The organism is Methylophilus glucosoxydans (assembly GCF_042676145.1).
Lineage (GTDB): Bacteria > Pseudomonadota > Gammaproteobacteria > Burkholderiales > Methylophilaceae > Methylophilus > Methylophilus glucosoxydans.
Genome location: NZ_JBHTJW010000002.1, coordinates 198,899 through 212,562, shown reverse-complemented (window position 1 = coordinate 212,562; position 13,664 = coordinate 198,899). Strand labels below are relative to the sequence as shown.

The window sequence follows — 13,664 nt, the reverse complement described above, 5'->3', positions numbered from 1 at the left end:
GCTTAATCACTGACCACGTCCCGCTTCATGGGCGCCAGTATCTTCAACAGCTCATTCTTTTCTTTGGTGCCTACGCCATTGATATCCATGCGCTCCCGCAATACCTCAACCATAATTTCGAATTCTGCCATGGTGATATGGGCATCGGCATGCGCATTTTTCATGGTTTCGCCCTCATACTCACATTGCCCGCCAGTTTTAACACATAAAAAATTGGTCAGACTCTGTTTAAGCGTGACCATTTTCACCCCTTCAAATGAGCGGGCTGTACGTGGATCCTTGCTGACAATATCCAAAGTTTGATTCGACAAGCGGCTCAGCATCGGCAGGCCACCGATACGGCTGAACAAGCTTGCATCAGGCTTGGGCTGGGCGGTACACCCCGCCATGCACAGCAACAAGCCAATCCAGATCAACCTTCGCATTTCTTCCTCCGTTAAATTGCCACACTATCAGCATATTACGTGAGCTTAAAAAGTTTGAAACCATGAAAAAGCCAATCAAATCAATCGCTATTTTCGCAATGATTCTTATCGCGAAAACGAGATAATGATGCTATTCGATCAAATTTTGAAAGCGTTACCATGCATTCTTCTCCCCTTCTGATCGGCTGCATTGCAGTGGCAACAGCAATGACCTTGCCTTTCGTAGCCAACGCAGGCGATCGCCTGTTAGCGACCGGTGGCGTCACCCAGATTGAGGGGGCGGCAGGCGGTGGCTTGATGCCTTGGGCTGTGATTAGCGGTTATGGCACAGACAAACAAATTGGCGGCTCGGCGTTTTATACGCATGCACAAACCAAGGGCGACTTTAAATTAAATACCTCTGGGATCGCGATTGGTGCTTTCAATCGCATCGAACTCAGTGCCAGCCAGGCGCGGTTCGGCTTGAGCGATACGGTGCCTGGCGAGGAAGTCCGCCTGAACACATTAGGCATAAAATTACGCCTGATAGGCGACGCCGTCTATGAACAGGACAGCTGGCTGCCACAAATCTCGGTGGGGGCCCAATACAAATATAACGAGGACTACCACTTTGTGCCCAAGGCGCTGGGCGCCAAAGATCGCGATGGCATTGATTATTATGTGGCCACCAGTAAGTTATTTTTGGGTGCGATGAATGGCTACAACTTGCTCATCAATGCCAATCTGCATGCCAGTAAAGCCAACCAGTTTGGCCTCTTGGGATTTGGCGGTGACCGGCATGACCGCTATCGTATCCTGCCAGCCGCCTCGGCAGCGATCATGCTTTCGGATAACTGGCTCATCGGCACTGAATATCGCGGAAAACCAAATAACCTGTCGGTATACAAAGAAAACAGTGCGCACGATATTTTCATGACCTGGTTTCCGCACCGCAACGTGTCTATCACTGGCGCCTATATTGATTTGGGCAGAATCGCCAACAAGGACGACCAGACCGGTTGGTACTTCTCAGGCCAGTTAAATTACTAAGTGAACCCACAAGTCATTATTTGAGCGTCTGCAGACCGCAAGTCGCCTGCAAGGCTTTGTCCAGTTGCTTGTAAGCCGCACCATTGCCGGTCGCAAAAGCATATGGATTGATCAAAAGATAGTGGTTGTAACGCACTTGCCGGTAACTATACTTTTGCGCAAGACCGAGTGCATAGCAGTCGCAGGCCTGCGTCATATCGTCGGCATGGTAGCGCTGCTGGCAAGTCTGCTTCAGTGCCTGCTGATCCGCACCCGTCCAGGGCTTGGGCGTGGATACTGCATCAGCCCTGGCCTGGGTCAACATCGCATACATGAGTTCCACGCTGGCGCGCAATTTACCCAGTGGCGCAGTCTGCAAGGTATCGCGATGCAGCGGCTGCAAGCTGGCCGCATCTAGACTAAAATCAGCCTGATTGTCTGTCGTCTCAGGCACTTGATAGCCTTGTGCAGCCAACATGATTTGCTTGGCCGGATCGGCTTGCAACAAGGCGTGTGCTTCGGCGAGGTCTGCCGCTGGCAGTTGCAACTGCCAGTGGATCTGACAAGGTTGCGTCGTGGTGACGGACATGCTGCCACTGACCTGCTGATCAGCCACTGCATCCGCAAATGCAGGTGGGATACGCTGCAGCATGTATTGCATTTCCTTGTCTGCCAGACTTTTTAAAGACTGCTCATCCAGACAGGCAATGACGGTGGCATGGACCATCCATAACACCAGGGCGGAGCTGATTTGAGTCAGGCATTTCGTAAGGCCAGGCATAGTGAATTCTCTCAAATGATTCTGGCATTTGAGCAGGCTTGACCAGAAAAGTTTTGTGCGGCATCTTTTATCAAGATAACAGAGTAGCCGGAAATGAAAACGGGCGCTAAAGCGCCCGTTCATGCCATCAGGAACAAATTATTTGTTCATAACGTACATAGTTACTTCAAAGCCGAAACGCATTTCGGTAGCAGCTGGTTTAGTCCACATAGTCATTTCTCCTTTATCCTAAATTCGTCTTAGCAGTTGCTATCAACGTGTGACCATATTAAAACTAGGCTAAAAGATTGTCGTGATTAAACTGCGCAACATGCGTTCATGATTTTCATGAGTATCGCCTGATATACCCCTTAATCCGCCCGCGACTTGATCTGGCGCAACAATTTGCTGATGCCTTTGCGGCCGATGGTGCGCTTGAGGCTCACCTTGAAGTCATAGACGTAAAACGGCCATAAAAACTGCCAGCTCAGGCGGCGACCGCTCATGCCGAGATATATTTGCAAAAACTGCTTGCGGCCTTCCCAATGCAGTTTGTTCAAGGCGCGCGTCAAGTCGGCCAGACGATTTGACATCGGCGTCGCTCTCGGCGTCGCATGCAAGCGGGCGGTGTCTATCAGCACAAACTGTAACTGATCCCCTTCACGCTGCACCAGAATATTACCCCCGGAAAAGTCGCGGAAATAAATCCCCGAATGGTGCATATGCAGGCAAAACCGGGCAAAGGCCTGATACAAATGCTCGGCAGTCAGGCCCTCGTATTCGGTCGCGCCCTCGCGAAAAGCCAAAAACGCCTTGGAAATGGCAAACTGATGCGGCACAAAATCACAGATATAAAAATTGCGGCGCAACGTGGTGTCATGCGTATGCTCGATGAATGCGACAGGCATGGCAGTACCCACGCCTCGCCGCAACAATTCCATCGCCCCGTTCCAGCTGCGCTTGGCTTTGCTGGGTTTAAATCTGTCCAGTAGCGTTTTATGCCAATACATGCGCACCGGTTTTTTCACAGTCACTTGCTGACCGGGAGTTCTCGGATCAGGCAAGGACCAAATCGCATTTCTGGCATGGCGCAACGCCTGCTGTTTGGCAGGCGGAGTCAGCGTTTCCGGATGCCAGGCCTGCCATAATTGTCTGGCTTCTTCGGCATCCTTGGCAAGAATCAAGCCGCGCCAATCGCCTTCATGTACCGGAAAATACTGCTTGCCGCCTATATGCGCATGAATCACCGTGCCACTCAAGGCAGGTTGCGCCGTACGCAGCAGCATCTGGTCCGGCTCTGGCCACACCAGATACACCGGTGACTCGGTCACTAATTGCCGGTCTGGTGCCGGCCGGCCGTCACGGTCAAAGATTTGCGCGAGCTGCAAGCAATGCGGGGAATAGACTTGGTCGAGCACTGCACATTGACCGTTGACGGTCCAGGCGATATGCACGGTTTTCCCATGCTGCTGTAATTCGTGGATTTCGAGTCCATGGCCGGTACTCACAGGCGCAATATAGTGCGCCCCGTTCAGCCAGTCGCATGCCGTTTTAAATGCCGCAAAACTGGGTCTGTGCTGATAGTGTTCGCGCTGGCCATCGGCCGATTTGTAATAGGCGACGCGCTCCAGTGCCGGATACTCTGCATCTTTGAGGCCATCATCAATCAAGCCTTCACGGTGACAAATGAAGGCGCCCCAGTTTGCGTGCTGCAAAGCGCCAGAGGCGGCCAACAAAGTAAAGTAGCGTGCCACGTAATCGGCCTGTTTTTGCGCGCCATCCGGCAAGTGGCGTTTGATGCGGTAAATTGCCCAGAAGGCCACCGGCGACACCAGCGCAGGCACACCAAAATCTTCCCCCACTTTTTGCAACAAACGGGCTTTTTTGATCAGGTTAAACTTGAGGTGTCGGGTCCACTGATATTTGAAAATACGCTCATCGGACAGCTCGGGCTCAATCACGCGTTCCACAAACAGGTTGTTGCTGTGCACATCGGGCAAGCGCCGGGTCTGAGCCAGCGTTTTCAGCAGACTGACGTTATACAGCGGCTCAAAATCCTGCACATTCGGGCCCACCACCCGCACCTGATATTGTCTGGCCAGATCGTAAGCCAGCTGCCAGGCCAACATAAAGCCAGGCATGTCATAGCCCGCCCATTTTTTGCGGTTGACCGTGTTACCAATCTCCAGCGCCGCAATGCGTCCCGCATAGGCTTGCAATAGCTCAGACACAAAAGTTGCCCACGCTTGCTGCACACTGGCGTCGCGCATATTTCTTGCCGCGGCAAATGGCTGCACCACATGCAAGGTCACCGAGAGGCCAGCCGCTAACAAACGGCGCAAAAAACGCTCTTGATGGGGGCGTGCATCATCATCGCTGATATCCAGCCGTACCCTGGTCACACCCAGCATCTGCAATTGCGTCAAGACGTAATCATCTGTGGCAGGATCCTGATTACTCGCGACACAGATCCCGATAAAGTCGTCAGGGATGGCATGGTCGAGTTTTGGTAAGTGGCTGTGTTTGAGCCAGAAACCACCTGTGGCCAGATATTTCAAGCCATCAAGAATGACCTGTCGGGTCAGCATGGAGGGTTGTTTTTTCAAAGTCAGCCCTTACTCTGGCAAGCGATAACGCTGCTCTTGATACAACAAGGCAGGCAACAGGCTGTTAGCTAGGGCGCGTTCAGCCAATGCCGCGGCATCCGCTGGCGGTGCGGTATTCTGCAACTGCTTACTGAGTGGATTGTAGTGACCAAAGGCAGGCGCCTTGCCCTCACGCAACACCACCACTTCGTTATCTGCGACCGTTGGGCCAGTTTGCTGCATCCAGCCAAAGTTGTAGTTGTACTGCATCATGGCGCGACCACGATAGTCAGCGCTCACATTGGACAAATCATGCCCGGTCATCGGATGCTTGGCCTCTATGCCCATCAGTGACAACACGGTCACCGGCAGGTCAATCTGGCTGGCAATTGCTTCAACGGTTTTAGGTTGCACCGCCCCGCCCAGAATCAACGCCGGGATATGAAAGTGTTCGATCGGCACCAGCGAATCGCCACGCACGCGAATGTCATGGTCGGCCACAATCAAAAACACGGTATCGTTCCAATAAGGGCTGGCTTTGGCTTTTTTAAAGAACTCGCCGATGGCGTAGTCGGCATATTTCACTGCATTGTTGTCAGTCGCCTTGGGCTGCTCATACAGCTCGATACGCCCATCCGGGAACTCAAAGGGTGCGTGGTTAGACGAGCTGAACGCAAGTGTAAAAAACGGGTTGCCGCTGGCGTGGTGTGCCATCAGCTGCTCATGCGTTTTGTTGAGCAAATCTTCGTCAGAAGCCCCCCAGCTGGCAACAAACACCGGATTGATGAAATCCGGTTGGTCCGTGATCTGCTGAAAACCATTGCCCATGAAAAAACTGCGCATATTGTCAAAATGGGATTCCCCCCCGTAAATAAACTCGGTCAGGTAACCACGTTTGGACAATAGCGAAGCCAGCGTAAAAAAGTTCTTCTGGCTCAAGTCCAGCTTGACGGTACTGTCTGACGGCGTCGGCTGAAAACCGGTAACGACCGCCTCAATCCCGCGCACCGAGCGCGTCCCGGTCGCATACAGATGCGTAAACCAGATGCCCTCAGCTTTGAGCTTTTCCAGATTTGGCGTCACCGGCTTGCCGCCCAGAGATTCGACAAAGCCTGCGCCCAGACTCTCTTGCAGCAAAATCACCAGGTTCAATGGTTTGTCTCGCTGCACACTGGGTGTCAGCGTGGTCAGGGTCGGGATATCGGTATCTTGCGCACCGGTCAAGGCAAAGATTTTTTCGCGCGGCAGTTTGCCGTAAATGGCACTGGATTTTGCCTCATGCTGCAAACTGTAGGCGGCATAAAATACCGAATAGCTTGAGTTTAAAATCAGGCTGTTGACCATGCTGTCCTGGGTAATGGCAAACAAGGCCGGATTGGCCGGGCGGTGGCCCAGGCTAGAGCGGATGCCGAAAATCGTCAACACCAGCAATAATGGCCAGACCAGCCATACCGCCAAATTATTCCATTTAGGCTCGGCTTGACGCCAGGGTTTCAATAAACGCGCAACCAGTGCAACAGCCACCAAGCTCATGGCCAAGCCAAAAAACAGTTCGACTTTAAAGCCTTGCCACAACATGCCAAACACTTCATGCGGATACTTGAGATATTCGACAAAGATGCGGTTGGGGCGGACATCATACTCAAGAATAAATCCTGGCGTGGCCGCCTCTAAAAACACCAACAACACCAATGAGAGCAACACCCACCAAAAGGTGAATCGGCGCCAAAACTTGAACAGGCCACGGGTCGCCAGCACCGGCGACACTAACACCGGGATCAAGGCCAGCAAACCAAGCTGAATGACATCCACACGCACGCCCTGCAACAAGATCTGACAAAGTTCACCGGTCGCCTGTACGCGCTCCCACTTCCAGATCACCAGCCCCAGGCGCGTGAGAGAAAGCAAGACCAGCCCACTGATAAACATGACAATCAGCGGTGCATAAGGGCCAAACCAGTGGGCAAATCTCCACAGTTTTGAGGACGGGCGTGGCGTGCCGAAATAGATAGGTTGCATAAAGGCTTAATCTGTTTGAATCAAGCTTGGAATTATAACGGGTTATCTCGTTTATGGCCCTACCGGCAAGCATCCGCCTGCAGATGTGCGATTAAAAGGATTTTTTACGTAAATCGAGGTAGACCATCGACAGCAGAGCGACTGGGATCACAAAGCCCACCAGCAAAGGCACTAAATCCACCAGCATATCCACCATGCCGGTCTGGCTGGTGAACAGGCTCCAGCCTTTAGCCAACAAGGGTACGACCGTGAATAACAGCGTGGGAATCAGAAACCAGACCGTGCTGCTCGCGCCGCGTTTGGCCAAACGCGCGCAAAAAAATGTGACCAGCGCCACAATAATGGCAGCCCCGGCACCCCAGATAGCCCCGGCAACGATCGTAATCCAGGTCCCTACCTGATACAGCAATAAACAAATGATGGCGGTTAGTATCAGCTTGCGGTTCATCGCAACTTGCATGTCACACTCCTCTGAATGAATGGCTTGTTTTAATGATAAGTGTGACAACGGAGGCGTTAAAAGTTGCAAACCGTCCGGTGTGCTTGAGTATGCTGATCCAGAGAGCCCGCCTCCGCTCAGCCAGGAATTCAAGTTCGCCAGCCAGGCCCATGGCCTATATACGCATTAGCCAGGCCATCTGCCCTTTGATGCCTTAACGTTTTCTGTGTTTTAGCCATCTCACCATCTGCATGCCCAACAGCACCAAGACCCCGATCACACTAAGCAAACATAGGATTGCAGGCAATGGAATCAGACTCACAGCTTGCGGCTGACGCGCAAGCCCCTGTTTTAAAGGCGCCGGCAACCGGTTTGGCGTCACTGCAATCACTTTCCATTGGCTGCGATCCGCTGGCGCTTGTTGCAGATACTGGGCAAAGCTATATACAGGCGCGAGACCAAACTCACGGCTGGATGGAATTTGCGGAATACGTACAAAGTAAATCGCTTCAAGCTGATCGGCCAGAGGCGCCATACGCGGTGAAGTTAATGTGGACCGGTCACCAGTTTGAGCCATATTGAGCAGGTCATGCCCGATGGCGTCAAATGCTACCGCAGGAAACAGCCGAGTCATTTCAGTATTCAGGTAATCATAAATGGCACGGCCTTTTTGCAGACTCTGCTGCGTGGCAGCCACATACCAGTAAGCGGCACTGGCCTTGAGCAGGCTCTCGACTCCACGCCGGGGCACTTGCCAGCCCAGTTGGCGTAAAGTATCTATGCTGATGCCAGCACAGTTATCCCTGGCGTGATCATAGACAAAGTCATTGTGGTAAAAATGCTGCATGACCCGGTTATTCAATGCCTGGACTTGCAGGGGAATCATCGGCTGGCTGAACACCGCGACCAGCATATAGGATGGCCGGTAAAATGCTTGCCCACTATTGAGGTCGCCCATGTATTTATCAAAAGGCGTGACCCCGGCAATGACGCCTTTCTCACTATTGATGGCCAGGTTATAGTAGTTATTAACCAGCCAGTTTGCATATTCGCCTTGCGCAGCGACGATCCCGGTAGCCAGGGCAAAGTGACCGCCATGGGCCTCATCATCATCGCCCTGGGCACCATTGAGCAAAATACCGACGGCTGCTTTGCCTGACGACTGTTGCGCCAGGCCTGGCGACTTCTCCCATAACAGCCTGCTTTGATAAGGGCTGCGGGCACCCCCGTTGGCAAACTGTACCAAGGATTGCAAGGTTTCATCCTTTTGCAACGGTTGCGGGTCAGCGGTTAAATCAAGCTTAAACGCATGTGGCCATACGGTGCGCGCCGTCAAGGTCTCGCCCTCTAACTCACCGCGTATCCACAGTTTGGACTGGCTGAAATAAGCACTCGTATCCGCATTCCAGTAAGATCGGTTACTGGCAAGTTTGGGCACCAATTTAAAATGGAAGCGCTCGCCTGTTGCGGTTGAGACCGAACTGCCTGCAGCGGTTAACGTCATTTCTGACCAGCGTTGAGTTGCGCCGGTCCAGACCAGTGACGGTAAAGCCACAGGATTGAGTGCCGCACTATCCTCGACTCCACGCATCTGGGTGTCGATGCGTGTTACTGGCTCGCCATCAGCCGGGACAGAAAACGTCTCATGGCGGAAATACCATAAGGTTTGCGGCAACGTCTGGCAGTGCTGGCAAGCCCCCCGCATCGTTTGAAATTGCGTGTTGGCATAGGGTCCTAATTTATCCACTTCGGACTCCGCATGAACAAACGACGACATCAAGCCGATGCCGAATCCAAATCCGACCCCAACCATACGCCGCATGCTATCGCCCCCAAACACGCAAGTAATTGCACACACTGACCCAATATTCCGGCTGGCGCCAGCACAAATAAATTGCCACCAGCACATTGAGCATGGCCGTGATACCAAACAACTGCGGGATGCTGACGCCCATACCAAACAGCATGACCGAGAATCCGGCAGAGAGCACCATAAACAGTGCATTCATGATGTTGTTAGACGCAATCACACGGGATTGATAGCCCGGTTGCGCGCGACTCTGTAGCAACACGTACAAGGGCACAATATACAAGCCGCCACAAATGCCGAGCAAGGCCACATCCAGCAACATGCGGTCATCGCTCCAGCCAGGCAAGCGATGCAAAGTCAGGCCCGGATGTGCCAATAACTGTTGCTGGATATCACCAGTCACCTGGGCAAAATCCCAGCCAAACACAGACATGCCAGCCGCCCCCAGCATGACCAAGCCTAGCTCCTGTTTGCCTTTGGAGAGCTTTTCACACCAGACAGAACCAATGCCTACCCCCACCGAAAAGATCGATAACAGACTGATAAAGTCACGCTCCGTGCCCTGCAATACATGCTTGGCCAGGTTGGGAAATTGCGCCAGCAAGGTCGCGCCAAAAAACCAGAACCAGGAGATCGCAACAATCGCGACCCACAACGTTTGCTACGCCCAAAAGGTCCGTACGTTCTTGATGGTCTCGGTCACGGGGTTCCAGTTCACCTGGATCTCGGGCACAGGCGGCGGAGAAAGCGGAATGCTGCGGCTCAAGTGATAGCCGGAAATCGCAATCAACAGCACACTCAAGCTGGTGAACAAGGCATGTTGCTCCAAACTGCCTAACCACGCCCCCAATACCTGCCCCAGCAAAATGGCGACAAAACTGCCCATCTCGACCAGGCCATTGCCCGCGGTCAACTCGTTCACTTGCAAATGTTGCGGCAGGTAGGAGTATTTCACCGGACCAAACAGGGTTGAATGTACCCCCATTAAAAGCAGGGCCAGGGCCAACATGACCAGGCTGCGGCTTAAAAAGCCGATGCCCGCAAACAGCATGATGCCGATCTCCAATAGTTTTACCCAGCGGATCAACTGCGACTTTTCGTATTTATCTGCCAATTGCCCGGCCGACGCCGAAAACAGGAAAAACGGCAGAATAAACAGGCCGGGCAACAAAGTCGCCAGCATCTTGCCATCCAGGGTGGTCAGGCTGGCCGTATTAAACGCCACCTGGGTAATCAATGCGGTTTTAAACACATTGTCATTAAACGCCCCCAGACCCTGCGTCCAGAAAAAAGGGCCAAACCGTTGCTGGCTTAGTAATTGGAAAGGACTCTTCATGCCGCTTTTTCCGCCATTTGTTTGAGGGTGACGTAGTCAGTTTTACCCGTACCCAATACCGGAATCTGCTCCACCACCACCAATTTACGGGCAATGGCGATTTCTGGGGAGCCAAGGTTTTTGGCCACAATCTGCAAATCCTCACGCTTGAGTCTGGCATCGGTGGTGAACAGCACGATATTCTCGCCACGGCTGGCATCGGCGACCGTCGTCGCGGCATGCTGATGCTCGGGTGCGGCGGTATGGGCGATTTTCTCGACGACTTCGAGCGAGACCATTTCACCGGCCACTTTGGCAAAGCGTTTCACCCGGCCCTTGATGTGGATAAACCCCTCGGTATCGACCTCTACCACATCGCCGGTTTCATACCAGCCATCCTTGGGCGAAACCAGAACGCCAGGCTGGTCATACAGATAGTAGCCCTGCATGATGTTGTCGCCCTTTACATAGAGCAAGCCACCTTTGTCGATGCCTGGCACCGGCTCCAAACGGTATTCGATCCCCGGGAAAAACTGGCCTACCGTGCCATGGCGGTTCGCCATGGGCGTATTGGCCGCAAGTACTGGGGCACATTCGGTCGTGCCATAGCCTTCGAGGATGCGGATGCCAAATTTTTCGTGATAGATTTTGCGCACTTCTTCATTGAGTTTTTCAGCACCGGCAAACACCACGCGCAACTTGTAAAAATCATAGGGGTGCGCAAACTTCGCATAATTGCCCAGAAAGGTGCTGGTAGAGAAAAACACGGTGCAGCCCTTGTCATAAATGACTTCCGGGATCAATTTATATTGCAACGGCGACGGGAACAGCAAAATCGGGATGCCATTCAGGAAAGGCAACAAGGTGCCGGTAAAGCCAAAGGCATGAAACAGTGGCAATGCCATCATGAATTTATCAGTAGGATTGAAATCCAGCATGGCCAGAATCTGGTGCGTATTCGCCACAATACTTTTATGGTTATGCACCACGCCTTTGGGCTTGCCCTCGGAGCCGGAAGTAAACAGGATGACTGCGGTGTCGTTTTCTGTCGCGGGCTCCATGGCGGCACGCGGATAATGCAAGGCATAGCCCATGAGCCAGGCGCGATCCAGCATGCCAAACTGGGCACGCAAGTCTTCAAGATACACAATATTCAGATCACGCATTTTAGCGATGGTGTCTTCAAGTTTGGCGGCTTCAATAAACTTGCGCGAACTGATAATGGTGCGGACATTGGCGGCAATACAGGCGTTACGCATGCCCTCTGCCCCTGCGGTGTAATTGAGCATGGCCGGGACACGCCTAAACGCGGTCATCCCTAATAGCAAAGCCAGCGTATTGGTGATATTCGGCATCAACACGCCAACCGCCTCATCCCGCTGACTGACTTTGGTGGCAATGCGGCCCAGCGCCAGGCTGCGTTTGAGCACTTCCTGATACGTCTCTTCGACCTGGTTCATGTCTTCGATGATGCGCGTTTTGGCACCATATTTATCCATGGCATCCAGCATGGCTTCAAACAGCGTGGTGCTGCGCTGCGTCTTGAACAGCATGTGCTGCATGATATTGCGCATGGCTTCACCAGCTATGCGGCGGCGCTGCTTGGCCGTCAACGGCGCATGATGCCCGTGCAGCTCAATCTGAATCTGGGTGGGCGGTAAAATGGTCAAGGTGACTTTAGGCAACAGCTTGCGTGGATGCGCATCTGACAAGCGGCCAAAATATGACTGCGCCGCCCCCTCTACCCTCACTGGCAAAATCTTGACACCGGTTTTTGCCGCGACAAAACCAGGGCCGTCATACACTTTCATCAAGGCCCCCGTCAGCGTGATGCGGCCTTCAGGAAAAATCACCACATTTTCACCGGCATTCAGCCGCTGAATGACTTTTTTCATCGCCAGCGGGCTGGCAGGGTCCACCGACAAATGCGGTGTCATCTTGAGCCATAGCCGGAAGAAAAAGTGCTTTAGAACCCCGGTATGCACGACAAAAGTGGCCCGCTTGGGTAGAAACAGGCCAAGCAACAGGCCGTCCAGAAAAGATTCGTGGTTGGCAATAATCAACAACCGGTCTTCGTTTGGTACATTTGCCAGGCCGGTAACACGCACCCTGAACAATAAACGACAGACACCCCTTAATAAACTGACTAGCATATTCACTTCCTACCCTTTTATATTTCGTTTTTTATATAGTCCAGCACATTTCCCAGTGCTTGTTGCATGAACGCTTTATTGACCCAGAAAAAGACTTCGCGCCCGATTTTTTCACTCTGTAACGCGCCACCACGCTCCAGTACCTTGAGATGGTGGGTGACGGCTGTGCGGCTTAATTGAGAGCTTTCCACAATCTGCAGGATGGTCAACCGCTCGTTTTTTTCAAACGATAGCAAAATCCGTTGTCTGTGCGCATCCCCCAGCGCCTCAAAGAGGGCCGAAATGTCTGTCCAGGCTTCTGGAATGTGAGTGACTGTTTTCATATAACTAAATAATTAGTTATTTAGTTTATTTTGTCAAGCGCTGACCGCAAAATATTTAGTCCCCGCCCTAATCCGGTTTTCATTAAATCATCATTTACCGCAAAACAGAGGCCATTACACTATGTTAAAACATTTAAACATAAATAATTCAGGGAATAAAAATGGGACGATACGCCGCACTTTTTTCATTGATGGCAGCACTACCTGTGGCGGCGCATGCCAATACCGTGATCAACCTTGCCAGCACTAGCTGCAGTGGTGCGTTGTCGATTTCATCACTCGCTGGCGCCTCGCTCAGCTGTGCAGGCAATTTGACTCTAAATGGCGGCTGGATAAACTCTGACGACAGTATCTTTATTCGCGCAGACGGCGATTTACTGCTTGAAAACCTAAATCTGAATGCACCAGAGATTTCGTTTTCGACGATCCAAGGCGGCATTCAGGTTGCGAGCACAGTGTCCATTAAAGCTGTTCAAAACGATGGCAGCGGTGGTGGGCAAATTGAGATCAATGCAGGTAACAACCGTCTCTTCCCGACAACCCCCATCATTCATTGGCAAGCTTTTTACCCGTCATTCAATGCCGGTGGCACCGTGTATTTCAATATGCCATCCACACACACAAGTGCGCCCTCAGGCGTGATTGCAGTTGGAGGGCAAGTCGTGATCAAACCAGGCGGCGCGATTCAAATCTCATCGAGTCAAATTTCGTCACCTCTGATCAACATCCCGCTCACGGCTTCTGTTTCGGCTGTGCCAGAGGCAAATCGAGCGGCGATGCTGTGGCTGGGTTTGGGGTTGCTGGCGTTTAGACGCAGGCTGCTTTGA

Annotated in this window: 11 protein-coding genes and 1 pseudogene; 2 read left to right on the top strand and 10 right to left on the bottom strand. The window is 52.4% G+C overall.

All coding sequences use genetic code 11. The features are described 5' to 3' along the window. Positions 1-2: 2 nt before the first annotated feature. Positions 3-425 (bottom strand): group I truncated hemoglobin, encoded by a 423-nt coding sequence (locus ACFQ1T_RS03540; protein ID WP_379073997.1) that lies wholly within the window; start codon positions 423-425, stop codon positions 3-5. Between the two features lie 207 nt (positions 426-632). Between ACFQ1T_RS03540 and ACFQ1T_RS03535 the strand changes: the two genes are divergently transcribed. Then, on the top strand, positions 633-1,454 hold the full coding sequence (locus ACFQ1T_RS03535) for a DUF3034 family protein (protein ID WP_379076852.1): 822 nt from the start codon (positions 633-635) through the stop codon (positions 1,452-1,454). A 16-nt stretch (positions 1,455-1,470) separates the two neighbouring features. On the opposite strand, the gene ACFQ1T_RS03530 is transcribed toward ACFQ1T_RS03535, so the two are convergent. From ACFQ1T_RS03530 to ACFQ1T_RS03490, 9 genes and pseudogenes are all read right to left on the bottom strand, one after another. Continuing rightward, positions 1,471-2,214: a hypothetical protein gene (locus ACFQ1T_RS03530; RefSeq protein ID WP_379073995.1), complete on the bottom strand. Its 744-nt coding sequence runs from the start codon at positions 2,212-2,214 to the stop codon at positions 1,471-1,473. A gap of 138 nt (positions 2,215-2,352) precedes the next feature. Beyond that, positions 2,353-2,424 carry a pyrroloquinoline quinone precursor peptide PqqA gene (gene pqqA / locus ACFQ1T_RS03525; protein WP_081624291.1) on the bottom strand — a complete coding sequence of 24 codons (72 nt, stop codon included), beginning with the start codon at positions 2,422-2,424 and terminating at the stop codon, positions 2,353-2,355. A 140-nt stretch (positions 2,425-2,564) separates the two neighbouring features. Next, positions 2,565-4,799: a lipopolysaccharide kinase InaA family protein gene (locus ACFQ1T_RS03520; RefSeq protein WP_379073993.1), complete on the bottom strand. Its 2,235-nt coding sequence runs from the start codon at positions 4,797-4,799 to the stop codon at positions 2,565-2,567. A gap of 9 nt (positions 4,800-4,808) precedes the next feature. After that, positions 4,809-6,797, bottom strand: a complete 1,989-nt coding sequence (locus ACFQ1T_RS03515; protein WP_379073991.1) for an LTA synthase family protein — start codon at positions 6,795-6,797, stop codon at positions 4,809-4,811. Positions 6,798-6,888: 91 nt separating this feature from the next. After that, positions 6,889-7,257: a hypothetical protein gene (locus tag ACFQ1T_RS03510; RefSeq protein WP_194749066.1), complete on the bottom strand. Its 369-nt coding sequence runs from the start codon at positions 7,255-7,257 to the stop codon at positions 6,889-6,891. Positions 7,258-7,450: 193 nt separating this feature from the next. Next, on the bottom strand, positions 7,451-9,058 hold the full coding sequence (locus ACFQ1T_RS03505; protein WP_379073989.1) for a hypothetical protein: 1,608 nt from the start codon (positions 9,056-9,058) through the stop codon (positions 7,451-7,453). A 1-nt stretch (position 9,059) separates the two neighbouring features. Continuing rightward, positions 9,060-10,382: pseudogene (locus tag ACFQ1T_RS03500) on the bottom strand (MFS transporter). Then, positions 10,379-12,514 carry a bifunctional acyl-ACP--phospholipid O-acyltransferase/long-chain-fatty-acid--ACP ligase gene (gene aas / locus ACFQ1T_RS03495; RefSeq protein WP_379073988.1) on the bottom strand — a complete coding sequence of 712 codons (2,136 nt, stop codon included), beginning with the start codon at positions 12,512-12,514 and terminating at the stop codon, positions 10,379-10,381. The pseudogene ACFQ1T_RS03500 and the gene aas overlap by 4 nt, the downstream one beginning before the upstream one ends. Positions 12,515-12,531: 17 nt before the next feature. After that, positions 12,532-12,837, bottom strand: a complete 306-nt coding sequence (locus ACFQ1T_RS03490) for an ArsR/SmtB family transcription factor (RefSeq protein WP_379073986.1) — start codon at positions 12,835-12,837, stop codon at positions 12,532-12,534. Between the two features lie 161 nt (positions 12,838-12,998). On the opposite strand from ACFQ1T_RS03490, the gene ACFQ1T_RS03485 reads away from it, so the two are divergent. After that, entirely contained in the window at positions 12,999-13,664 is a 666-nt protein-coding gene (locus ACFQ1T_RS03485; RefSeq protein ID WP_379073984.1) for a hypothetical protein, read from the top strand.